Below are 22,615 nucleotides of genomic sequence, written 5' to 3' on the forward strand. Positions count from 1 at the left end.
TGCCCGGCTTTGATGCATCAGAGCATGGCTTCGCCGCGTAGCACCGGTACGCAGCCGCCGCCGACCGTGGCGCGGATGCCGTCCGGCGCATGGCGGGCAGTGGTGCGGAGCAGGCTCGGGCGGCCCATCTCCACACCCTGCACGATGTCCAGCCGCGCCTCGGACTGGCCGGAGAGGGAGAGGAGCAAGGCGGCGAGCGGGGTGGCGGCGCTGCCGGTTGCCGCATCCTCGATCGTGCCGCCGAGCGGGGCGAACATGCGGGCGCGGACCCCGGTCCCGTCGCGGGTATAGAGATAGAGGGCAACGCGCCCGTTCAGGGCTGGCTGGCTGGCCGCGATCTGCCGGAAGGCGGCCAGATCGGGCCGGGCCCGGGACAGGGCCTCGGGCGCGACCTCGGCGATCACGAAGGGGTTGCCGGTGCCGGCATGGACAGGGGAATGGGCGCTGGTGAGGATTTCGGCGGGCGCCAGCCCCGCGCAGGCAGCGATGGGCGCGACCTCGAAGCGTGGGCCGAGGGAGAGAGGCTGCGGTGCCGCGATGGTGGCGCCGGTGACCGCGCCCGTGGCGTCGCGCTCCACGCCGATCTCCACCAGCCCCGCGATCTCCTCGAAAGCCAGGCGGCCGTCGCGGTCGCAGCCTTCCTGCGCCAGCACAAAGCCGGTGCCGACATTCGGATGGCCGGCGAAGGGCATCTCATACTGGCGCGTGAAGATGCGGACGCGGGCCGTGTGGGCGGGGTCCTCGGGCGGCAGGACGAAGGTCGTCTCGCTCAGATTGAACTCGGCGGCTAGCGCCTGCATCTCGGCATCCGACAACCCGCGCGCGTCCGGAAAGACGGCGAGCGGGTTGCCGCCGAAGCGGCGGTCGGTGAAGACGTCGACGGTGACGAAGCGATAGGCGCGCATCAACCCAGCATAGGACAGTTCCCGTCGTTCCGCGCGGGGTCAGTTCGCAGGCGGCGCCACTTCCGCATCGGCCTGGCCGCTGGCCGCCAGGGCGCGGGCGACGAAGCCGGTGGACTTCATCTCCTCCACGAAGGCGCGGAGCCAGGGCAGGGCGGCGTCCCGGCCCTGCGGGATGCCCATAGCCTGTTCGATCACCATGAAGCGGCCGGGAATCACGCGCATGCCAGGATGGCTGCGCGCATAGTCCACCAGGGGCTGCTTCACCCCGGCGGCGGCCTCCAGCCGGTCCCGCAGGAAAACCTCGATCGCCTCCGGGGAACTGGGCGCGCGGATCAACTCGGCATTCTTCAGCGCGCGGGTAAGATAGAGGTCATAGGCACTGCCGCGGCCGACCGCTATGCGATGGCCCGGGCGGTCCACCTCCTCGGTGGCCTGAAGAGGGGAGTCGGCGCGGACCATGTAGGTGCCTTCGATCACCACATAGGGGGCGGTGAACAGGATGCCGGCGGCACGCACGGGATCGATGGCCAGGAAGCACAAATCCCAGGCGCCCTGCTTGCCGGCATCGGTCACCTTGCCCGCGCTGTCATAGGTGACGAACTGGATGGACAGGCCGAGGCGGCGGGCCAGTTCGGCGGCCAGTTCCGCCGAGACGCCGCGCGGCGCGCCCGTGGCCGGGTCGCGCTGCGCGAGGACAGGGTTGCCGAAGTTGATCGCCACCCGGAGCGTGCCGCCGGGGGCGAGGGTGTGGGCGGTCTCTGCGGGCTGGGCCTGCGCGGCTGCGCCGGACATCAATGCCAGCCCCGCGAAGCCGAGAGTGGTATGGCGGCGGCGGAGCATGGGTTGGGGCTCCATATCTCGTGGGGCTTCCTGGATCCCATGCGCCTCATCCTGCCGACTGGGGCTGGATGCCGGCCTTGCGCGCCGCGTCGCCCCATTTCTCCATCTCGGCCTGCACGTAGCGCCGCGTTTCCTCGGGCGTGGAGCGCACGACTTCCGCGCCCAGGCTCGCATGGCGGGCGGCGACATCGGGGCGCATCACCGCCGCGCCGCAATCGGCGGAAAGCTTTGCCAGGATCGGTTCGGGAATCCCGGCGGGGCCGATAACCATGCCCCAGGTCGAGGCCTCGAAGCCCGGCATGAAGGCCTCGCCCAGCGTGGGCACATCGGGAAGCTGTGGCGCGCGGGCGGCGCCCGTGGTGGCCAGCGCCTTGAAGCTGCCGGATTGGATATGGGAGAGCGCGGCCGGTACCGTGTCGAACATGATGTCCACGCGGCCGGCCATCAGGTCGGGATGCGCCTGGGTGGAGCCGCGATAGGGGACATAGGTCATCTCGATCCCCGCGCGCTGGGCGAAGAGCAGCGGCGCAAGGCGGACCACGCCGGAGGTGCCGGCGAAGGTGAGCTGCCGCGAGGACCCGGCCTCCTTCGCGCGCTGGACCAGTTCCGCCGGGGTGGAAGCAGGGAAGTTCTTGCCTGCGATGAGCACGAGCGGCGTCTTCGTCGTCAGCGTGATGAAGGAGAAGTCGCGCATCGTGTCATAGGGCAGGCGGTAGAAGGCCGCGTTCACGGGATGTCCGACGGAGACGAGGCCGAGGATGTGGCCATCCGGGGAGGATTTCGCGACGACATCGGTGCCGATGATGCCGTCGGCGCCCGCCCGATTCTCCACCGGCACGGGCTGGCCCCATTGCGCCGCGAGGGGGTCGGCGATCAGCCGCGCGGTGATGTCGGAGACGCCGCCGGGGGTGTAGGGCACGATCATCCGCACGGCGCGGCTGGGAAAGGTGCTGGCGTTGCTGCCCTGGGCCAGGACGGGGCGCGCGAGAAGCAGGGCGGGTGCGGCCAGCGCCGCGCGGCGGGTGATGGACATGGATGCTCCTCCGATCCGCCGGTTCGCGGCGGTTGGAGGGAGGCTGCCTGTAGCCGGGTGTGGGCGCAACCGGGATCTGGCGGCGTCCGGTCCAGGCGCCGCCCCGGTCCCGCTACCAGGGGGTGAAGTCGGTCTCGGGCGTGACGCGCCGGCAGAAGGCAGCCATCAGCCGGGCGCAATTTTCCACATCCTTGAGGCTCAGCACCTCACAGGGCGTGTGCATGTATCGTAGCGGGACGCCGAGCAGCCCGGTGGCCATGCCCGCCCGGTTGAGTTGCATGGCGTTCGCGTCGGTCGGCGTGCTGCCCGGCGTGACCTGCACCTGGTAGGGGATGCCCTCTTCCCGCGCGGCCCGGCAGACGAGTTCGAAAAGGACAGGATTGGTATTGGCACCGCGGGAGACGCTAGGGCCCTTTCCGAGGTCGAGTTGCCCGTGCTCGGTCTTGCTCACGCCGGGATAGTCGATGGCATGCTCCATATCGACGGCGAGTCCCGTCTGCGCGTCGATGCCGAAGGCCGCGGTCCGCGCGCCGCGGGAGCCGATCTCCTCCTGTACGGTTCCAAGCGCGTAGACCCCGACCCCGGGGGAAAGGCCTCCCTCCTCCTTGAGAAGCCGCAGGGTCTCGGCGACGATGAACAGGCCCGCCCTGTTGTCGAAGCCGCGCCCCACCGCGCGATCCCCGAGAAGCTGCTGGAAGCCGAACTGGAACGTGGCGACGTCGCCAATTCCGACAACTTCTTCCGCCTCAGCGCGGGAGCCGGCGCCGATATCGATCCACAGATCCTTGATCGCGGGCTTCTTCTTCCCTTCCTCGCTGCTGAACAGGTGGATCGCTTTGCGGCCAATCGCCCCGGGCACGCGCTGCCGCCCATGCACCCAGACCATCTGGCCCACGGGGATGACGCTGTCATGCCCCCCGATCGTGCTGAAGTGGAGGAGGCCTTCCTCGCTGATATGGTGGATGACGAAGCCGATCTCATCCATGTGCCCGGCCAGCATGATCCGCATCGGGGCATCGGGATTGAGGATGGCCGTGACATTTCCATGCACGTCGGTCGTGACCTTGTCGGCAAGGCGTCCAGCATGGTCCCGGTAGAGCCTGGCCACCGGGTGCTCGAACCCGCTCGGCGATGGGGCTTCAACGAGCGATTTGAGGAATTCGAGCGACTCTGTGCGCATGCGGGGGCGTTCTCCTGGCCGGCGCCGATGGGTTCAGCGCGCCGGTCTCGATCCTTGCCGGGATTGGTGTTCGGGCCCGCTGCCGGCCGTTCCGGGCCGGGGCTGGCGCTGCGTGCCGGTTCAACGGGGCAGACGGCCGCAGGGCTGCATGCTTCGTCGCGCGGGTCGCCCCGGGGCGGGATCGTCCAGGGCGTCAGGGAAGCAGCGCATCAATAGCGGTAGCCATGCGGATGTCCCGCTCGCTCAGGCCTCCGGCGTCATGGGTGGTCAGGATGATCTCCACCCGGTTCCAGACATTGAACCATTCGGGGTGGTGGTCCTGCGCCTCGGCCAGCAGGGCGACGCGGCTCATGAAGCCGAAAGCCTCGGAAAAGTCGCGGAACCGGAACTCGCGCCGGATCGCGTCGCGGCCTTCCACCGCCGACCAGTGCGGCAGCAGCGTGGCCAGGGCCGCGCGGCGTGGGGGGGAGAGGGGTTCGACCATGGCGGGCGCCTCCTGCCGGGAGTTTGACTTGACCGGTGCCCTCTTTATGGCCCCCTTCGGATATGCCGAACACAGGAACGAAATGGGGCGCCCCCCCGAGCGTAGAGGACCTGACGGAGTTGGCCGAGATCGCCTTCTCCGCCATCCCGGCGCCGCTGCGTCAGGCCGTGGAGGGCGCCGCCATCCTGGTGGAGGAGCTGCCGGACGACGAAACGCTGGAGGCACTTGGCCTCGAGCATCCCTGGGAGTTGACCGGCCTTTACCGGGGCACGCCACTGACAGAGAAATCCGTACTGGATGTGCCCAGCGGCCCCGACACCATCCTGCTTTACCGCGAGCCGATCCTGGTGGAGTGGGTGGAGACGGGGGAGGATCTGTTCCGCCTCGTCCGCAATGTGCTGATCCATGAGATTGCCCATCACTTCGGCTATTCGGAGGAGGGAATCGCGCGGTTGGAGGATGAGGAATAGATCAGGCGTCCCGCATGCGGCGTCTTCACGCGGTTTCGTCGGGATCCAGATTTTTTTGCCTGGGGCGGCGGCCCACAATGACGCGAGCCTGCAATCAGCCGGGCGACGTCCCCTGAGTGGCAAGTTACAAAGGCCCAGTGTCAGCGCATCGCCATCCTCATCGCCGCGCCATCCCGGGCCGCCATCCGAATTTCAGCGAGGTTCCTGTGCAACGCTCCGCCATCGCCTCGGCGGGTCGGGACGGAGCAAGCTTTCGCGCACCGATGCTGCATTGTCCAGGTAAGGGCGTTCAGTGAGCCGCCCCGGAGCCAGTTCGATCGGTCGAGGACGGCTGAGCCGCGAGAGTCTTGCGGAACTCATCCTGGAGAGCGCGGCCGATTTCGCGATTCTCACGACCGATCTCGACGGAATCATCACCAGTTGGAACGCGGCCGCCGAGCGGATCATGGGCTGGACGGCGGCGGAGGCGGTCGGTCAGGACTGCCGTATGCTCTATATGCCTGAGGACCGCGCAGCGGGTGTCTGCGAGCAGGAGAGGACGGCTGCCCGGAACAGCGGACGCGCCGCGGATGAGCATTGGCTTCTGCGTAAGGATGGATCCCGATTCTGGGCCTCGGGCTCATTAAGCTGCCTCAGGGATCAGGAAGCGGGGGAGCATCTCGGCTACGTCAAGATCGTTTGCGACCGCACGGTGGAGCATGTTTCGCGGGAGCAACGCGTGGCGCACGAGGTCCTGCTGCAGAATGTTTTCGAGAGCAGCGCCGATTGCCTGAAGGTGCTCTCCGCCGATGGGCGGTTGACCTTCATGAACGGCCCTGGCCTGGCGCTGCTCGAGATCGACGCGCTCGAGACGGTCCGGGGCAGGGAATGGGCCTCCCTGTGGCCGGAGGCGGAGCGAGGCAAGGTCTGGGCGGCCCTGGCCGAGGCGGCGGCCCGGCGTGTGGGGCGCTTTCGCGGCATTCTCCCGACCGCCAGCGGCACCGAGAAGCAGTGGGATGTCCAGGTCACGGCGGTGCCGGGCAGCCAGGACGGACCGGAGTTTTTCCTGGTCTCCTCCCGCGATATCACGGAGCAGGAGCGCGCCCTTGCGGCGCTGCGCCACAGTGAGGAGCGGCTGCGCACCGCGCTCGCCATCCGGACGGTCGCCGTGTTGTTCTGGGGTGCCGACTTCAGGTTGATGGAGGTGAATGACGCCTTCCTCACGATGACCGGCTTCAGCCGTGAGGAAGCGATCGGCCTGACCTGGCAGGAGCTGACTCCACCCGAGTTTCATCCGGTCTCGCGGCAGGCGGTGAGGGAGGTGACGACGCTCGGCGAGGCCAGACCCTACGAGAAGCAATATTACCGCAAGGACGGGTCGCGCTGGTGGGGCCTCTTCGCGCCACGGTTGCTGAAGGATGAGGTGGTTGAGTTCATCCTGGACGTCACCGACCGTAAAATGGCCGAACAGGAAGTGCGAAAGCTCAACGAGCATCTGGAGATGGAGGTCTCCCGGCGCACGGAGCAGTTGAAGCTGCATGAGGATGCCCTGCGGCAGAGCCAGAAGCTGGAGGCGGTGGGCCAACTGACTGGCGGTGTGGCGCATGACTTCAACAACCTGCTGACGATCATCCGCTCCTCGGCCGATTTTCTCCGCCGCCCCGATCTGCCGGCCGAGCGGCGGCAGCGCTATGTCGAGGCGATCTCGGACACGGCCAACCGGGCCGCCCGGCTTACGGGGCAACTCCTGGCCTTCGCGCGCCGCCAGCCGCTGCAGCCCGAGGTCTTTGTGGTTGGCGAGAAGGTTCAGGCCATCTCGGGCCTGATCCGCCCGCTGGTGGGCGCGCGCATCAGCATCGAGATCGCCATCGAATGCGAGGGCTGCGCCGTGGAGGCCGACCCGAATCAATTCGAGACGGCTCTGATCAACCTGGCGGTGAACGCCCGCGATGCGATGGACGGAGAGGGGCACCTGACCTTCAGGACCCGGCTGGCCCATGAGGTGCCGCCGATCCGTGGTCATGCGGGCAGCCGCGGTGAGTTCGTGGCGGTTTCGGTTTCCGATACGGGTTCCGGCATCAAGCCGGATCTGCTCGGCCGGATCTTCGAACCCTTCTTCACAACCAAGGAGGTGGGCAAGGGCACGGGGCTCGGCTTGTCGCAGGTCTATGGCTTCGCCAAGCAGTCCGGGGGTGAACTCCAGGTGGAGAGCGAGCCTGGCCGGGGCACGACCTTCACGCTCTTTCTTCCGAAGGCCGAGGCGAGATCCGTCGTCTCGCCCACCGCGCCCGGCGCCGAGGTGATCGCCGTGGAAGCGGGGCGCCGGAACGTGCTGCTGGTCGAGGATAACACCCAGGTCGGGGAATTCGCCCAGCAGTTGCTGGAGGATCTGGGCTATGAGCCGACATGGGCGCCGAATGCACAGGCGGCGCTCCGGCTTCTGGAGGAGGATGCCGCGCATTTCGACGTGGTGTTCTCCGATGTTGTCATGCCCGGGATGAACGGGGTGGAACTGGGGCAGGAGATCCGGCGTCGATGGCCTGACCTCCGGGTGATCCTGACCAGCGGCTACAGCCACGTGCTCGCGAATGGCGGGGCCCAGGGTTTCGAGCTGCTGCGGAAGCCCTATTCGGTTGAGGGACTTTCGAAGGTGTTGCGCCCGGAACAGTAAGGGAGCGCTGCCCCAGCGCTCCCGTCCGGCTTATCCCGCACGGCACAACCGGCCCGGCAGCCGGGCGTTGGGCCTGGCGAGGAGACCCGCACCCCATGCCCAATGCCGCCCAGCGATGGCCCGACACGCTCTGGATCGTCCGCCATGGCGAGAGTGCGGGGAATGTCGCGCGCGACGAAGCCCATCGGAGCAACGCCGCCCGGATCGCGCTGGAGGGACGCGATGTGGACGTGCCCCTGAGCGCGCTGGGCCGGGAGCAATCCCTTTCGCTCGGCCGCTGGTTCGCCGCCATGCCGCAGGAGGAACGGCCCGAGGTGGTGCTCTGTTCCCCCTATCGCCGCGCCCGGCAGACGGCGGCGCTGCTGCATGAGGCCGGCGGCCTGCCCGTGGCGCCAGAGGATTTCGTCATCGACGAGCGGCTGCGGGAAAAGGAGTTCGGGGTGCTGGACGGGCTGACCAGCTTCGGCATCCGCGAGGTGCATCCGGATCAGGCGGAGTTCCGCCGCATCCTCGGAAAGTTCTATCACCGGCCGCCCGGCGGCGAGTCCTGGTGCGATGTGATCCTGCGGCTTCGCTCCGCGCTGGATACAATCAGCCTTCACCATAGCGGGCGGCGCGTGATGATCGTGGGGCACCAGGTGGTCGTGCTCTGCCTGCGCTACCTGCTGGAGAATATGACGGAGGAGCAGATCCTGGCGATTGACCGGCAGGGCGACGTGCCGAATTGCGGCATCACCGAGTACCGCTTCGATCCGGGCGCGGGGAAGGCGGGGGCGCTGGCGTTGCGGCGCTACAACTTCGTCGCTCCGCTGGAGCGCGAGGGCACGCCGGTTACGGCCGAGCCGGACGAGAAGGCGGTGGCGCCATGACCGCGGTCGATCCTTCCTGGCTGCGCGCGCATCCCCTGCCGGTTCCCGCGGCGGATGACGACAAGACGCAGCGCGGCACGGTCCAGGTGGTGGGCGGCTGCTCGGAGGTGCCGGGTGCCGTGCTGCTGGCCGGGGAGGCCGCGCTGCGTGCCGGGGCGGGGAAGCTGCGGATGGCGACCGTCCGGAGCCTGGCGCCGCATCTGGCCATGGCGATGCCGGAGGCGCTGGTGATCGCGCTGGACGAGACGCCGGAAGGCATCATCGCGCCCGGCGCGGCCCAGGCCCTGCTGCCGCGCCTCAACAATTGTGCCGCCCTTCTGCTCGGCCCGGGCCTTCCCTCCGATGGTGCGGAGCCCCTGGTCAGCACGTTGCTGGAGAGGCTAGAGACCGGGCGCGGGCTGGTGCTCGATGCCGGCGCGCTCTGCGATCTGGTGTCGCGGCCCGAGTTGCTGCGCCGCCATGCCGGGCACAGCGTGGTCACACCCCATGCGGGGGAAATGGCCAGCCTGCTCGGCATCCCGAAGGAGGAGGTGTCGGCCGATCCCCTGGCTGCCGCCCGGCGCGCGGCGGAGGTGCTGGGTACCGTGGTCGCGATGAAGGGTGCCCAAACCTGGGTCGTGGGCCCGGATGGCGAGGCGCTGCTCTGCAGCCACGGGCATGTCGGCCTGGCCACCTCCGGATCGGGCGACACGCTGGGCGGAATCGTGGCCGGGCTGCTGGCGCGGGGCACGCCGGCGCTCCAGGCGACAGCCTGGGCGGTGTGGCTGCATGCCGAGGCCGGACACCGCCTGGCCCGGCGCGTTGGGCCGCTGGGGTTCCTGGCGCGGGAGCTGCTGGCCGAGGTACCGACGATCATGGCGGATCTGACGGCAGGAAGCCGCTAAGGCGCCCCGGCCCCCTCCAGCGCTCTCGCGACCTCCCGCCGCAGAGCTGGAATGACTGTCGTGTCGAACCAGGCGTTTCTCTTGGCCCAGACAAGGGTGCGCCAGGAGGGATGCGGCAGGGGGAAGTGCGTCGGCAGGGTCTCGGCATAGCGCGCCACCCGCTCCGCCAGAGGCATGCCCGGGCCCAGCACGAAGCGGATGGCGTAGGCTCCTACCAGGAGTCGAAGCCGGACATTCTCGAAGCGCGGCAGGATCCGCGGATGCCAGAGCGGCGCGCATTCGGGGCGTGGCGGAGCGTCGCCGCCCCGGGGCAGGCGGCCCGGATAGCACATGCCCATAGGCATGATGGCAACGAGGCTCGGATCATAAAACCGGTCCCGGCCCAGGCCCAGCCAGTCCCGCAGCCGCTCGCCCGAGGCATCCTCGAAGGGGATGCCGGAGAGATGTGCTTTGGTGCCCGGCGCCTGGCTGGTGATGACGATCCGCGCCTGCTCGTGCAGCTGATGAATCGGGCGCGGCCCGAGCGGCAGGTCGGGGGCGCAAAGCGTGCAGGCCCGGGCGGCGCTCGCCACCTCCAGCATGGTCGCGTCTGCCGGGATTCCAGGGTCGCGGGCGTTTACGGTCGCGGAGGTCACGCCCACTTCGCCAGCATCTCCCTCACGAAGGCGGGAACAAGCCGGGTGGCGGGGCCGTGGCGGGCCTCATCGAAAAGATGGCTGCCCTCGCTCGGCTCCAGGTTCAGCTCCAGCGTGTCGGCACGGTGCCGCACCTCCTGCACGAAGCCGGCAGCGGGATAGACAGCGCCGCTGGTGCCGATGGAGACAAAAAGGTCGCAGGCATCGAGGGCAGCGCCGATCCGCTCCATCTCCAGCGGCATCTCGCCGAACCAGACGACATGCGGGCGCATTCCTCCCGCGGCCTCGCAGGCCGGGCAGGGCGTTTCGGGAGAGAGGTCGCCCCCGGCCTCGCTGACGGCACCACAGCGCAGGCAGCGCGCCTTCATCAGCTCCCCATGCATGTGGATCAGGCGGCGCGAACCCGCGCGGTCATGCAGGTCGTCGATATTCTGCGTCACCAGCAGGAAGCCGCCCGGCCAGTTCGCTTCCAGCTCCGCCAGCGCCCTGTGCGCAACATTCGGCTGCACGGTCGGGTCGCGGAGCTGCGCACGTCGGGCGTTATAGAAGCCCTGCACCAGGGCCGGATTGCGCGCGAAGGCCTCGGGGGTCGCCACATCCTCGATGCGGTGCTTTGCCCAGAGGCCGTCGCCGTCGCGGAAGGTGTGCAGGCCGGATTCCTTCGAAATCCCGGCGCCGGTGAGGATGACGATATTGGGCGGCTTCATGTCCCCGATCAGATCGTCATCCCGCGCGCCTCAGGCAAGCTCGTACTCCACCTCCGGGATATAGACCGGGCTCTCCTTGCCCAGGCGGGAGGAGAAGAGGGTGAAGTGTTCCATCGCGACCGGTGGGGCACGAAAGAGATTATGGGACTGCACCCATTCCGCCAGCTTGCCTGCCTGCGCCTTATCCGTCCGCGCCAGCGTCACATGCGGCGCGAAGCGGCGGCGCTCCGGCTCCAGGCCGGTGCGCTGCAAGGCTGTCTCGATCTTTGATTGCAGATGGGTCAGGCCCTCGGATTTCTCGACACCGACCCAGAGGGTCTGGATCTTTCCTGCCTTTTCGAAAGTGCCGACACCCCGCAGGGATAGTTCAAACGGCTTGCAGCGGATGGTCGAGAGGGCCTCGTCCACCTCATCCGCGCGCCATCCTTCGACCTCGCCGATGAAGCGGAGGGTCAGGTGGTAGTTCTCGGGAGGCACCCAGCGGGCACCTTGGATGCCTCCTGCCAGCATGGAGAGCTGCGTGCGCAGCAGCTCGGGCAGGGCAAGTGCGACGAAAAGGCGAACCATGGTCGTTCCAGTAGGCGTCAGCCGGCGGGTTGGATCTTGTCCAGCAGCATCTCGACGGCCGGCGTTATGCGACGGACCATCTCCTCAACGCCCTGGGGGTTCGGATGGATGCGGTCCGGCTGGTTCAGCGCGGGGTCGCCTGCCACGCCATCCAGCAGGAAGGGGTAGAAGACGACATCCGGGTTCTCGCGCGCCAGGGTCTGGAAGACCTTGGCGAACTCACGCCCGTAATTCGCGCCAAGATTGGGCGGCGCCAGCATTCCGGCCAGCATCGTCGGGATCTTCCGCGCCTTCAGCGTATCCAGGATGGCCTTGAGATTCGCCTCCATGCTGCGGGGCTCCACGGCGCGCAGCCCGTCATTGCCGCCCAGCGCCACGATCACCGCGTCTGGCTTCTCCGCGAGCGACCATTCCAGGCGGGACCGGCCGCCGGCGGTGGTGTCGCCGGAAACGCCCGCATCGATCACCGTAACCTGGCGCCCCTTGGCCTTCAGCGCCGCCTCCAGCTTCGCCGGCAGGCCTTCGCCGCGGGAAAGGCCATAAGCGGCGGTGATGCTGTCGCCCAGCATCAGCAGCTTCACGGGGCGCTGGCCCTGGGCGCGGCTGGGCTGGGTCATGCCCAGACACAGAACGAAACCGGCGGCGCCCCTACCCAGGAGCCGTCGGCGCCCCAATCTCGCCCTCATGCCGGATTCCTTGACCCAGACCCAGGCCGCCACCGCGGTGGCGGCCCGAAATGAAAACGCGGGCGCGCTTCTGATCGATGCTCGCTCACTGGCCTTCAGGGTGGTGGGGGCCGGGGGTGAGGTCAACATCCTCCGCGGCGTGGATTTGCAGGTGGCGCCGGGGGAGGCGGTCGGGATCGTCGGGCCCTCGGGCTCCGGCAAGACCTCCCTGCTGATGCTGCTGGCCGGGCTGGAGCGCCCGACGGGCGGAACGCTGCGGGTGGCGGGGGAGGATCTGGCGGTGCTGGATGAGGATGCGCTGGCCCGCTTCCGGCGGGACAGCCTGGGCATTGTCTTCCAGGCCTTCCACCTGATCCCGACCATGTCGGCGCTGGAGAATGTGGCCATCCCGCTGGAATTCGCGGGCCGGCCGGATGCCTTTGGGCGGGCGGAGGAGGCGCTGCGCGCCGTCGGGCTCGGCCACCGGCTCTCCCACTATCCCGGCCAGCTTTCGGGCGGCGAGCAGCAGCGCGTGGCGCTGGCCCGCGCCTTCGTGGCGGAGCCGGCCCTGCTGCTAGCCGACGAGCCCACGGGCAATCTGGACCGCGCGACGGGCGAGATGGTGATGAACCTGCTGTTCAGCATGCGGGAGCGCTTCTCCACCACCCTCGTCCTGATCACCCATGACCCCACCCTGGCCGCCCGCTGCGAGCGGCAGGTCCGGGTGGAGGATGGCCGGATCGTCTCGGATACCGGCGCGGCCGTGCCCGCATGAGCAACTGGCGGATGGGCTGGCGCCTCGCGCGGCGTGAGCTACGCGGGGGCATTCGGGGGCTGCGGATCGTGCTGGCCTGCCTCGCCCTGGGCGTCGCGGCCATCGCGGCGGTGGGCACGCTGCGGGCCGGGGTGGAAGCGGGTCTGGCGGCGGATGGCGCGAAGCTGCTGGGCGGTGACGTGGTGGCCAGCAATTCCCGGCCCTTCCCGCCGGAGGCGCGGGCCTGGATCGAGGCGCGGGGCGGGCGGGTGGCCGACCTGGTGCGGATGCGCGCCATGGCCGTTGCCCCTTCGGGCGAGCGCACGCTGGTGGAGCTGAAGGCGGCGGATGCGGCCTATCCACTTTATGGTGAACTGATCCTCGATCCGGCCGGGCCGATGGAAGAGGGGGCAGCGAACCGCCCGCCGGTTGCCATGGACCCGGTCGTGGCGCAGCGCCTGAACCTTGCACCGGGGGCGGAAATCCGCATCGGCGAGGGGCGGTTCACCTATCGCGGTGCCCTGGTGGAGGAGCCGGACAAGGTTTCCGGCGCGGCGGTCTTCGGGCCCCGCGCGCTGATCCCGCTTTCCGCGCTGGAAGCGACGGGACTGGTGCAGCCGGGCAGCCTGATCACCTATGAGCTTCGCGCCGCCCTGCCAGCCGGGACGGATACCACGGCCTTTATCGCCACCCTGCGGAATCAGCCCTTTGCCGATGGCGGCTGGCGCCTGCGCGAGGCCTCCCAGGGGCAGCCGGGGGTGAGCAGATTCCTGGACCAGGCGGCCTCCTTCCTCGTCCTGGCCGGGCTGACGGCGCTGCTGGTCGGCGGGATCGGGGTGGCCACCGGCGTGCGCTCCTGGCTGGAGCAGCGCGGGCGGACCATCGCGACGCTGCGCTGCCTGGGCGCGCCGGCAGGGGCGATCTTCGCGACCTATCTCATCCAGGTTCTGGCGCTGGCGCTGCTGGGCATCCTCATCGGGCTGGTCGCGGGCTATGCGCTGACCTGGGCGGCGGCTTCGGCCCTGGCGGGCGCGCTGCCCGTGCCGCCGCGGCTGGGCTTCTATCCGCTGCCGCTTGCCCTGGCCGCCGCCTATGGGCTGCTGACGGCGCTGGCCTTCGCCCTTTGGCCGCTGGGCCGCGCGCGGGACATCCCCGGTGCCGCCCTGTTCCGGGACAATGTGCAGCCCCAGCCTGGCGCGCGGCCGCGGATGGGGCTGCTGGCGGTGAATGCGGCGGTGGTCGCGGTGCTGGTGGCCCTGGTGGTGGCAACGGCAGAGCGGCCGCTTTTCGCGCTGTCATTCTGCGGTGCCGCGCTGGGCACGCTGGCGCTGTTCCGGCTGGCGGCGGCGGGGCTGCAGGCCGTGGCGCGGCGGATCCCGGCGCAGCGGCGGCCCTCCGTGCGGCTGGGGCTGGCCAATCTGCACCGGCCCGGAGCGCCGACCGCGCTGATGCTGGTCTCGCTCGGCATCGGCCTGACCACCCTGGCGGCCATCACCCTGATCCAGGGCAATCTGCGGGAGCAGATCACGGAGAGCCTGCCGGACAACGCGCCCTCCTTCTACTTCATCGACATCCAGTCGGATCAGGCCGAGCAGTTCGACCGCATCGCGCAGGGTGTGCGGGGGGTCAGTGAGGTGAAGCGCGTGCCGTCGCTCCGTGCCCGCATCGTTTCAGTGAACGGCGTGCCCGCTGATCAGGTGCAGGCGACTGAGGAGACACGCTGGGCGCTGCGCGGCGACCGGGGCCTGACCTATGCCGCCACCCCACCGGAGGGCACGCGGATCATCCAGGGCCAGTGGTGGGAGCCGGATTACCGGGGGGAGCCGCTGGTCTCGATCGATGACCGGCTGGCCCGCGGCTGGAATGCCGGGCCGGGTTCCACCATCACGGTGAATGTGCTGGGGCGCGACATCCCGCTCCGTGTCACCTCCACCCGGGATATCGAGTGGCGAGGACTGGGGCTGAACTTCGCCATGATCGCCTCGCCCGGGCTGCTGGAGGCGGCGCCGCACACGCATATCGCGACGGTGCGGGGCGATCCGGCGCAGGACGCCACCCTGCTGCGGGCTGTGACCGACGCCTTCCCCAATGTCACGGGCATCCGGGTGCGGGATGTGCTGGACACGTTGGGCGATCTGCTGCGGCGGCTGGGCGGCGCGCTTTCCTCCACGGCGGCGCTGACGCTGATTTCCGGGCTTCTGGTGCTGGCGGGGGCGGTCATGGCGGGGCAAAGGCGGCGCATTCGGGATGCTGTGGTGCTGAAGACGCTCGGGGCCACCCGCGCCCAGATCCGGCGAGCCTGGCTGGTGGAGTTCGGGCTGCTCGGGCTGGTGGCGGGGCTGGTGGCGGCGGCAGCCGGCACGGCGGCTTCCTGGGGCGTGACGCGTTACGTCATGCGGACGGATTGGATCTTCCTGCCGGGCACGCTGGCTCTGACTATTATTCTCTGCGTCGTGCTGACACTGGCCATGGGCTATGCCGGCACCGCGCTGGCGCTACGGGCCAAGGCGGCGCCGCTGCTGCGGAATGAGTAGGACGGGCAGCGGCGAGGCCGGCCCGGCGGTGTCGGCTAGGCGGACTCGGGAGGGGGGTGTAGGCTTTGCGGGGCCGGGCGACTCCGCATTGGCGGGACATCCGGGGTGGGGGCTGGCCTCTTACTTTCCCGTCCAGGCGCTATTGGATGGCCTGGCGGTGTGTCGATGGAAGAACCCTGCCCGGAATTGATGGGCTGCCCCGACCTTACGGAAGGCTTACGCAGGGGTTGCCGCTTGATTTGGATTACAAGAAGTCCATATATCGCCTGTGAGGGGCACTCAGCATTCGGCAGCCCCGGGAGGAGTTCTGAAACCCATGGCTTTCGGTCCTGACAACCGATTCCAGCGCGGTACGTCCGCCTGGACGCAGCCGATGGGCCGCGCCGCCACCGATGCCGCGACGCTCGATGCCGGTCTGCGCGCCTATATGCTGCGCGTGTACAACTGGATGGCGTCCGGCCTCGCCCTGACGGCCATCACCGCTTACGTCATCGCGAACACCGGCCTGGCCGAGCTGTTCTTCCAGGTGGTGCGCACGCCGCGCGGCCTGGCGACGCAGCCGACCATCCTCGGCTTCGTCGCGATCTTCGCGCCGCTGGCCTTCGTGATGGTGCTGTCCTTCGGCATCAACCGGCTGTCCAAGGGCGCGACCCAGGCGCTGTTCTGGGCCTTCTGCGTGGCGATGGGCGCCAGCATGGCGAACATCTTCGCCGTCTATGTGGGCACCTCGATCGCCAGCACCTTCCTCGTCACCGCCGGCATGTTCGCGGCTGTTAGCCTCTACGGCTACACCACGAATGCCGACCTGACGCGGATGGGCGGGTTCCTGATGATGGGCCTGATCGGCATCCTCATCGCGGGCCTGGTCAACGCCTTCATTGGCAGCTCGGCGCTGCAGTTCGCGATTAGCGTGATTGGCGTGGTGGTCTTCACCGGCCTCACCGCTTATGACACGCAGCGGATCAAGAACGACTATGTCGAGTACGCCTATGCGGAGGGTTCCGATGAGGCGGCCAAGCGTTCGGTCTTCGATGCGCTGGGCCTGTACCTGAACTTCGTGAATCTCTTCCAGCTGCTGCTGCAGTTCATGGGCGTCCGTCAGTCCAACGACTGATCGGGCAGACAGCCTGAAGCGAGAGACCCCGGGGAGCAATCCCCGGGGTTTTTCTTTGCCTGGGCCTCTTCCGCCGTGGCCACGGCATGAAAAAACCCGGCGCCGTTTCCAGGGCCGGGCTGGTGGAACGCGGTAGAACCTACTTTTCCTTGTCGGTCTTCTCGGCCTTCTCCGCCGTTTTCAGGTGATCGAGCAGCTTTTGAGTGGCGGCCGCCTTGTCCGTCCGGTCGAGTGCCGCGACCTCGGCCGCGAGGCGGTCCAGTGCCAGCTCGTAGATCTGCCGCTCGGAGAAGGATTGGTCGGGCTGCCCGGCATTGCGGTGCAGGTCGCGCACCACCTCGGCGATCGCGATCGGGTCGCCGCTGTTGATCTTCTGCTCGTATTCCTGGGCGCGGCGGGACCACATCGTGCGCTTGATGCGGGCGCGGCCACGGAGCGTCTCCAGCGCCTCGCCCATCACCTTCTCGGAGGCGAGCTTGCGCAGGCCCGAGGAGGCCGCCTTGGCCATCGGCACCTTCAGGGTCATGCGGTTCTCCTCGAAGGTGACGACGATCACCTTGAGGGTCACCCCAGCAACCGGGACCTCCTCGATCCCCTGTACCTGGCCGACACCATGGGTGGGGTAGACGACGAAATCGCCCGCCTTGAAATCCTTCCCGGCATTGCCGAGAGGCTTGGGTGGCGGAGCGGGGCGGATGGGAGCCTGGATGACAGGCTCAGCACTGTTGCTGGACATGCTAGGGGAGGCGGCCTGGGCCTCGGCAAGGCCGGGGCGCAAGGGGGCGGATTCGGCTTCGGGCATCGGCGGCGCCTCGGATCTGCTGCTGGTGGCGGTGCGGGCCGCCGCGGCCTTGGGCCGGGGCGCCGCTGGCTTTGCCGCGGCTTCGGGCGCTTCGGCCGGCACGGCCGCTGCCTCATCCTTCCGGGCTTCCGCCTTCGTTTCGGTCTTGCGCGCGGTTGCCATAGGCTTGGCCTGCGCAGTCTTGGCCGCGGCCTTGGGCGCGCTCTGCTTGTTGGGGGTCTGCTCCCCCGCGGGTGCCTTCATGCTGCTCTCCGCGATCCCATTGGCGCCCTTCCGGCTCCCGCACCGCGGGGCCGGAGCAACAGGCCCCCGTGTCCCGGCATCTCGCCGGGCGGAGCCTTATAGCGTGCGGCGCGGCAGGCCCCGCGCCGGGCCTTCACGGTCCGGTACGGGGTGCGTGTTTCGGGGCCAGCCCTACCACAAAATGTCCATGCGGTCACGCCTGCCGCACCCGTCACCGGGGAACGCGGTGCGGGCGGAAGGGTTGTAGCGGATTGTGTCGATCAGGGTTCGCCGGGCGCCGGATCGAAAAGCTTTTCCTTATCCGGCTTTCCATCCCACTCCTTGGCGTCGGCCGGCGGCTCGCCCTTGCGGGAAATGTTGGGCCATTGCGCGGAATAGGTGCGGTTCAGCTCGGCCCATGGCGTGGCACGGTCATCGCTGTCAGGGAGGATGGCCTCGGCCGGGCATTCCGGCTCGCAGACGCCGCAGTCGATGCATTCGTCCGGGTGGATCACGAGCATATTCGCGCCGACGTAGAAGCAGTCCACGGGACAGACCTCGACGCAGTCCATGTATTTGCAGCGGATGCAGTTCTCGGTGACGACGTAGGTCACAGTCAGCCCCTTCACGGCGCATGGGGCGCAAGCGGCCCCCGACGCGCCGCTGATGGACCGAGCAGGCGCAGCATGCAAGCCGTGGTTTTCGTGATCAGGGCCGCGTCTCGGTCCTGGCGCGGCGGGGCAGGGCGCTGGATCCGCCCAGTCCGGGCGCGCGCGCGATCAGCCGGCCCCGATTTCCTCGTAAAGCGTCCGCGCCTCGGCCGGCGGGCCTCGCCGCTCGGCCAGCGCCTGGACGCGCCAGACCTTCACGACGCCACGCTCCGGCCCGCCGACCGCCAGGGTCAGCACGTCGCCGGGGCGGAGCCGGGCATGGGCCTTGTCCACGGGTTGGCGGTTCAGCCGGACGGCACCGCGCTCGACCAACGCGGTGCAGGCAGAGCGCGTCTTGGCCAGGCGCGCGCACCAGAGCCACTTGTCCAGCCGCTGCCAGTCCTTGTCCTCCGCCTCCACCATGGCGGTGCGGTCAGGTCTTCCCGAGCTTCAGCTTCGCCAGCACGGCGAAGGGGCTGTCGGGGTCCGGGCCCTTGCCACGGCTGGGTTCGAAGACCGGGCGCGGCTGGGCCGGGCCGTCGTCGCGACGGTCGCGGCGCGGGCCGTTGCCATAGCCGCCGCCGTGACCACGGGGGCCATCGGCACGCTGAGCGTTGCGGGGCGGGCCGCGATCATCGCCCTGGCGGTTGCCGCGATCGCCCTGGCGATTCTGGCCGCGGTCGCCGCCTTGGTGGCGGTTGCCCTGGCGGTCATCACGGCGCGGGCCGCGCGGGCCGCGGGCCTGCCGGGCGGTATCCGGCGCGGTCTCGGCCGGGGCGGCGGCACCCTCGGTGGGGGTGGCCTCCGCGCCCTCGGCAGGCGCGGCCTCAGCGGGCTTCGCCTCGGCGGGCGCGCCATCACGGCGCGGGCGGTGGCGGTCGCGGCGGTCCTGGCCGCCGCCGCGCTGACGGTGGTGCTCTTCCCGCCGTGCGGCAACGAGCTGCGGCGCGGGCGGGCCGAACTGGCCTTCCTCCAGCGGTTCAGGCGGAAGCAGCCGGAAGCCGAGCGCGTTCAGCACGGCCGGCAAGGTGTCCGCCTTGGCGCCCAGGCGGCTGGCGACATCCACCGGCAGGGCGGCGGGGCCGCGACGCGTCAGATGGCCCAGCTCGCCCGCGATGCGTTCCGCGACATCCAGCCGCACCAGCGCAGGGCCGGCCTGGACCCAGCCCATGGTGGCGGCGAAGCCACGCGGCCATTCGCGCGGCGGCATGATGGAGACGAGGCCGCCACCGGGCAGATCCGGCACCGCTGAATTCGCCTTCAGCGCCCAGAGCTGCGCGCGCAGCTTCATCGGGCGCGGCTTCAGCATCTCCGGGATGTAAAGGGCGAAACGGCCCGCGCGGACACCGATGGCCTTCAGCTTGGCCCGGATCTCCGGCGTCACGTCGCGCTCCGTGCCACCGGGCAGCAGGCCCAGGAACTCGCGCAGGCGGAAAAGATGACCGCGCAACTCGGCATCCTCGGCGGCCTTGGTCTCGGCCTCGATCAGCGGGGCGAAGTCGCGGGCCACCAGGGCGTCGAACCAGGTCGCCAGCTTGGCGCGGATGCGCTCGCGGTCGGCGCCGTCCACGAACTCGGAATCGATGGGCTCGATCACCGGCTTCTCGGGGGTGGTGCCGGGCTTGAGCTTGGCGACCTCATGCGCCTCCTCGTCACCCTCGGCCTTCCAGGCGATGCGCTGGAACTTGGTGAGGCTGAGGGCGTCGTCCGGTGCGGCCTCCAATGCGGCGATGCGGCGCGGCATCTCCTCACGCAGGGCCCGGCGGGCGGCGCGGAGCATGACGCGGCGCTCCTCCTCATCCTCGGCATCAGCCGCGGTCTCGAAGAGAAAGCCCTTCACATGGCCGACGACATGGCCTTCCACGGTGACCTCCCCGTTCCGGCCGACGGCCGAGAGGAGGTTCTCCTCCCCTTCGTCGAGCTTGCGGATCAGGTGGGCCGCGCGGCGGTCCACGAAGCGGGCGGTCAGGCGTTCATGCAGCGCGTCGGAGACATGATCTTCGGCGGCGCGTGCGGCCTCCTGCATGGCGGTAGCGTCCTTCAGCCAGTCGGAGCGGGCGGCGACATAGGTCCAGGTGCGGATGCCGGCAAGCCGGGCCATCAGCGTGTCGAGATCGCCCTCGGTGTTATCGAGGTAGCGGATCTGGGATGAAACCCAATCCGTGGGCAGACTGCCATCCTCCACGAGATGCCGGAAGACGCGCGCGCAGAATCGTGTGTGACTCTCGTCGGCCAGCTTACGGAAATCCGGAATCTGACAGGCCTCCCAGAGCAGGCGCACACGGGCGCGGCCCTGGGCCAGCTTCCGTAGCTCGGGATCGCGGGAGAGATGCTCCAGCGCGATGTGGTCGGTCGCGTCATTGCCACGGGCCAGGCCCTGGAAAGGCGGCGGCTGGGCGAGGCTGTCCAGCAGCGTGTCCAGGCTCGTCATGTCCAGGTTGCTGTTGCGCCAGGCCAGGGTGGTCAGCGGCTCGAAATGGTGCCCCTCGATCTTCTGCACGAAGTCATCGGCGAGTGGCGGGCAGTCAGCTGTCACGCCAAAGGTGCCGTCGCGCATGCCGCGGCCGGCGCGCCCGGCGATCTGGGCGGCTTCCTGGGGGGTGAGGAGGCGGGGGCGGTGGCCGTCGAACTTCTGCAGCCCGGCGAAGGCGACATGGTCCACATCCATGTTCAGCCCCATCCCGATGGCGTCGGTGGCCACCAGGAAGTCCACTTCGCGGTTCTGGTAGAGCGCGACCTGGGCGTTCCGCGTGCGGGGGGAGAGGCGGCCCATCACCACGGCGCAGCCACCGCGGCGGCGGCGGATGGCTTCGGCGATCGCGTAGACCTCCCCGGCGGAAAAGGCGACGACAGCGCTGCGGGGCGGCAGGCGGGTAAGGCGCGCCGGGCCGGCATAAGTGAGCTGGGAGAGGCGCGGACGGCTGTCGATCTCGGCCTGGGGAACGAGGCGCTGGAGGAGCGGGCGGATGGTCTCGGCGCCGAGGAACATGGTTTCGACGAGGCCGCGCGCGTTCAGCAGGCGATCGGTGAACACATGGCCGCGATCGGCATCGGCGCAGAGCTGGATCTCGTCCACGGCCACGAATTCGGCCTGCCGGTCCAGCGGCATCGCTTCCACCGTGCAGGCATACCACTTGGCGCCAGGCGGAACGATCTTCTCCTCGCCGGTGATCAGGGCGACGTTCTTCTCACCCTTGGCAGCGACCATGCGGTCATAGTTCTCGCGGGCCAGAAGGCGCAGCGGGAAGCCGATAATACCGCTGGAATGGGCCAGCAGGCGCGTGATGGCCAGATGCGTCTTGCCGGTGTTGGTGGGGCCGAGAACGGCCTTCACCCTGGACGCGAACATCTGGCGGTCTGAGAGGGGGCTCATTGGCGCGCACGTGTGGCGCCCCCGACCGGGCTTGGCAAGCACGGAGGCGAAAGGGAGGGTAGGGGCACCCCATGCCCGCGCCCTCCGCCGACCATTCACCTTCCGCCTCGCCCGCTCCTCCGCCCGCCTCTTCCCTGGCCCGCTTCGCCCTGCTGCTGGCCGCCAGCTTCCTCGGCGTCGGCGTGACCCTGCCCTTCCTGCCGCCCTTCCTGGCTGGGAAGGGGCTGGGGGCGGAGGCGGTTTCGCAGATCCTCTTCGCGGGCTCGCTGATCCGCTTTGTTGTCAGCCCCGCCCTGGGGCGGCTGGCGGACCGGATGGGCGATGCGCGGCTGCTTCTGATCCCCTGTGCCGGCCTCGCTGCCCTGGCTGCGCCCCTGCTCCTGCCCGCCCAGGGCTTCTGGTCCGTCCTGGCAGTGCAACTCCTCTTTGCCGCCGCCATGTCGCCGCTCAGCCCGGTGGGGGAGGCAATGACACTGGCCGCCACGCGGCGCGCGGGGGTGGATTACGGGCGGATCCGGGCCGCGGGGTCAGCCTCTTTCATCCTGGGCGCGGTTGCCGCCGGAATGATGGCTTCCTGGGCGGGCTATGCCGCGGTGCCCTGGCTTCTGGCCGGGTGTTATTGCGGCGTCTTGTTGGCCGCCTGGGCCCTGCCGCGCCCGGAACGTGTCGGGCCTCCGCCGGTGAGGGCGGGGCGCGGCGGGCTGCGCGGGTTTTTCGCCCTGCACCTGCTGCGCCGGCCCGGCTTCGGCCGGCTGATCTGCATCAGCGCACTGATCCAGGGAAGCCACGGCGCCTATTATGGCTTCTCCAGCATCCATTGGTCCCGTGCCGGGCATTCGGCCGAGACCATCGGCCTGCTCTGGGCGGAAGGCGTGCTGGCCGAGGTGCTGCTCTTCTACTGGGCGCGGCCGCTGCTCGGGCGGCTTTCGCCGCGCGGCCACATGCTCCTTGCCGCCGGGGCGGGGATCCTCCGTTGGACCGCCCTATCCACCACGACGGAACTCTGGGCGCTGGTTCCGCTTCAGGCGGTGCACGCCCTGACCTTCGGGGTTCAGTACATGGGCGCCATGCGCTGGCTCTCGGGCAATCCACCGCCTGGCGAGGCGCTGGCTGCGCAAAGCCTGCATGCCGCACTCGGCACCACCGGAGCGCAGGCCTGCGCCATCCTGCTGGCGGGGTGGCTCTATGCCCGCTTCGGCAGCGGGGCCTTCATGGCCATGGCGGTGCTTTGCGCCGTTGCCCTCCCGGTGGCTTGGCGGTGGCGGGCAGGACGTTAA

General features: G+C 69.4%; 21 protein-coding genes. 8 read left to right on the top strand and 13 right to left on the bottom strand.

Translation table 11 applies throughout. The annotated features are described in order from the left end of the window. Positions 1 to 17: 17 nt before the first annotated feature. From ACO1BU_RS18055 to ACO1BU_RS18075, 5 genes are all read right to left on the bottom strand, one after another. Positions 18 to 905: a PhzF family phenazine biosynthesis protein gene (locus tag ACO1BU_RS18055; protein ID WP_424137362.1), complete on the bottom strand. Its 888-nt coding sequence runs from the start codon at positions 903 to 905 to the stop codon at positions 18 to 20. A 39-nt stretch (positions 906 to 944) separates the two neighbouring features. Further along, positions 945 to 1,745 (bottom strand): ABC transporter substrate-binding protein, encoded by an 801-nt coding sequence (locus ACO1BU_RS18060; protein ID WP_424137363.1) that lies wholly within the window; start codon positions 1,743 to 1,745, stop codon positions 945 to 947. 46 nt (positions 1,746 to 1,791) lie between these two features. Beyond that, the gene (locus ACO1BU_RS18065; RefSeq protein WP_424137364.1) at positions 1,792 to 2,778 is read right to left on the bottom strand and encodes a tripartite tricarboxylate transporter substrate binding protein; all 987 of its coding nucleotides are present in this window, start codon (positions 2,776 to 2,778) and stop codon (positions 1,792 to 1,794) included. A 112-nt stretch (positions 2,779 to 2,890) separates the two neighbouring features. Then, the gene (locus ACO1BU_RS18070) at positions 2,891 to 3,958 is read right to left on the bottom strand and encodes a M42 family metallopeptidase (protein ID WP_424137365.1); all 1,068 of its coding nucleotides are present in this window, start codon (positions 3,956 to 3,958) and stop codon (positions 2,891 to 2,893) included. A 193-nt stretch (positions 3,959 to 4,151) separates the two neighbouring features. Then, complete coding sequence (locus ACO1BU_RS18075) at positions 4,152 to 4,442, bottom strand: 4a-hydroxytetrahydrobiopterin dehydratase (RefSeq protein ID WP_424137366.1); 291 nt, start codon at positions 4,440 to 4,442, stop codon at positions 4,152 to 4,154. Positions 4,443 to 4,504: 62 nt separating this feature from the next. Between ACO1BU_RS18075 and ACO1BU_RS18080 the strand changes: the two genes are divergently transcribed. The 4 genes from ACO1BU_RS18080 (at position 4,505) to ACO1BU_RS18095 (ending at position 9,315) form a co-directional block, all read left to right on the top strand. After that, complete coding sequence (locus ACO1BU_RS18080) at positions 4,505 to 4,912, top strand: metallopeptidase family protein (RefSeq protein ID WP_424137367.1); 408 nt, start codon at positions 4,505 to 4,507, stop codon at positions 4,910 to 4,912. Between the two features lie 292 nt (positions 4,913 to 5,204). Continuing rightward, on the top strand, positions 5,205 to 7,562 hold the full coding sequence (locus ACO1BU_RS18085; protein ID WP_424137368.1) for a hybrid sensor histidine kinase/response regulator: 2,358 nt from the start codon (positions 5,205 to 5,207) through the stop codon (positions 7,560 to 7,562). A 95-nt stretch (positions 7,563 to 7,657) separates the two neighbouring features. Continuing rightward, the gene (locus tag ACO1BU_RS18090; protein WP_424137369.1) at positions 7,658 to 8,431 is read left to right on the top strand and encodes a histidine phosphatase family protein; all 774 of its coding nucleotides are present in this window, start codon (positions 7,658 to 7,660) and stop codon (positions 8,429 to 8,431) included. Next, positions 8,428 to 9,315 (top strand): NAD(P)H-hydrate dehydratase, encoded by an 888-nt coding sequence (locus tag ACO1BU_RS18095; protein WP_424137370.1) that lies wholly within the window; start codon positions 8,428 to 8,430, stop codon positions 9,313 to 9,315. Before ACO1BU_RS18090 ends, ACO1BU_RS18095 begins: the two co-directional genes overlap by 4 nt. On the opposite strand, the gene ACO1BU_RS18100 is transcribed toward ACO1BU_RS18095, so the two are convergent. Genes ACO1BU_RS18100 through ACO1BU_RS18115 form a run of 4 tightly spaced genes read right to left on the bottom strand, consistent with a single transcriptional unit; the run spans position 9,312 to position 11,841 of the window. Beyond that, positions 9,312 to 9,950, bottom strand: a complete 639-nt coding sequence (locus tag ACO1BU_RS18100; RefSeq protein ID WP_424137371.1) for a uracil-DNA glycosylase family protein — start codon at positions 9,948 to 9,950, stop codon at positions 9,312 to 9,314. The genes ACO1BU_RS18095 and ACO1BU_RS18100 overlap by 4 nt on opposite strands. Beyond that, a complete protein-coding gene (gene cobB / locus ACO1BU_RS18105) occupies positions 9,947 to 10,669 on the bottom strand; it encodes a Sir2 family NAD+-dependent deacetylase (RefSeq protein WP_424137422.1) in 723 nt (240 codons plus the stop codon). Before cobB ends, ACO1BU_RS18100 begins: the two co-directional genes overlap by 4 nt. An 18-nt stretch (positions 10,670 to 10,687) precedes the next feature. Further along, positions 10,688 to 11,224, bottom strand: a complete 537-nt coding sequence (thpR, locus tag ACO1BU_RS18110) for an RNA 2',3'-cyclic phosphodiesterase (RefSeq protein WP_424137372.1) — start codon at positions 11,222 to 11,224, stop codon at positions 10,688 to 10,690. A gap of 17 nt (positions 11,225 to 11,241) precedes the next feature. Then, a complete protein-coding gene (locus ACO1BU_RS18115; protein ID WP_424137373.1) occupies positions 11,242 to 11,841 on the bottom strand; it encodes an arylesterase in 600 nt (199 codons plus the stop codon). A 79-nt stretch (positions 11,842 to 11,920) separates the two neighbouring features. On the opposite strand from ACO1BU_RS18115, the gene ACO1BU_RS18120 reads away from it, so the two are divergent. The 3 genes from ACO1BU_RS18120 to ACO1BU_RS18130 all read left to right on the top strand — a co-directional run bounded on the left by ACO1BU_RS18120 (position 11,921) and on the right by ACO1BU_RS18130 (position 16,291). Beyond that, complete coding sequence (locus ACO1BU_RS18120) at positions 11,921 to 12,664, top strand: ABC transporter ATP-binding protein (protein ID WP_424137374.1); 744 nt, start codon at positions 11,921 to 11,923, stop codon at positions 12,662 to 12,664. Then, entirely contained in the window at positions 12,661 to 15,177 is a 2,517-nt protein-coding gene (locus ACO1BU_RS18125; RefSeq protein ID WP_424137375.1) for an ABC transporter permease, read from the top strand. The genes ACO1BU_RS18120 and ACO1BU_RS18125 overlap by 4 nt, the downstream gene beginning before the upstream one ends. 316 nt (positions 15,178 to 15,493) lie before the next feature. Next, positions 15,494 to 16,291 carry a Bax inhibitor-1/YccA family protein gene (locus ACO1BU_RS18130; protein ID WP_424137376.1) on the top strand — a complete coding sequence of 266 codons (798 nt, stop codon included), beginning with the start codon at positions 15,494 to 15,496 and terminating at the stop codon, positions 16,289 to 16,291. Between the two features lie 139 nt (positions 16,292 to 16,430). Here the strand turns inward: ACO1BU_RS18130 and ACO1BU_RS18135 are convergent, their stop codons facing one another. From ACO1BU_RS18135 to ACO1BU_RS18150, 4 genes are all read right to left on the bottom strand, one after another. Continuing rightward, on the bottom strand, positions 16,431 to 17,336 hold the full coding sequence (locus ACO1BU_RS18135) for a CarD family transcriptional regulator (protein ID WP_424137377.1): 906 nt from the start codon (positions 17,334 to 17,336) through the stop codon (positions 16,431 to 16,433). Between the two features lie 260 nt (positions 17,337 to 17,596). Further along, positions 17,597 to 17,929 carry a ferredoxin FdxA gene (fdxA, locus tag ACO1BU_RS18140; RefSeq protein ID WP_424137423.1) on the bottom strand — a complete coding sequence of 111 codons (333 nt, stop codon included), beginning with the start codon at positions 17,927 to 17,929 and terminating at the stop codon, positions 17,597 to 17,599. A gap of 165 nt (positions 17,930 to 18,094) precedes the next feature. After that, positions 18,095 to 18,388, bottom strand: a complete 294-nt coding sequence (locus ACO1BU_RS18145; RefSeq protein WP_424137378.1) for an RNA-binding S4 domain-containing protein — start codon at positions 18,386 to 18,388, stop codon at positions 18,095 to 18,097. Positions 18,389 to 18,398: 10 nt separating this feature from the next. Beyond that, positions 18,399 to 21,338 (bottom strand): helicase-related protein, encoded by a 2,940-nt coding sequence (locus ACO1BU_RS18150; RefSeq protein ID WP_424137379.1) that lies wholly within the window; start codon positions 21,336 to 21,338, stop codon positions 18,399 to 18,401. A gap of 71 nt (positions 21,339 to 21,409) precedes the next feature. On the opposite strand from ACO1BU_RS18150, the gene ACO1BU_RS18155 reads away from it, so the two are divergent. Beyond that, positions 21,410 to 22,615 carry an MFS transporter gene (locus tag ACO1BU_RS18155; RefSeq protein ID WP_424137380.1) on the top strand — a complete coding sequence of 402 codons (1,206 nt, stop codon included), beginning with the start codon at positions 21,410 to 21,412 and terminating at the stop codon, positions 22,613 to 22,615.

The sequence above is a fragment of the Roseomonas chloroacetimidivorans genome, assembly GCF_049629625.1.
Lineage (GTDB): Bacteria > Pseudomonadota > Alphaproteobacteria > Acetobacterales > Acetobacteraceae > Roseomonas > Roseomonas chloroacetimidivorans.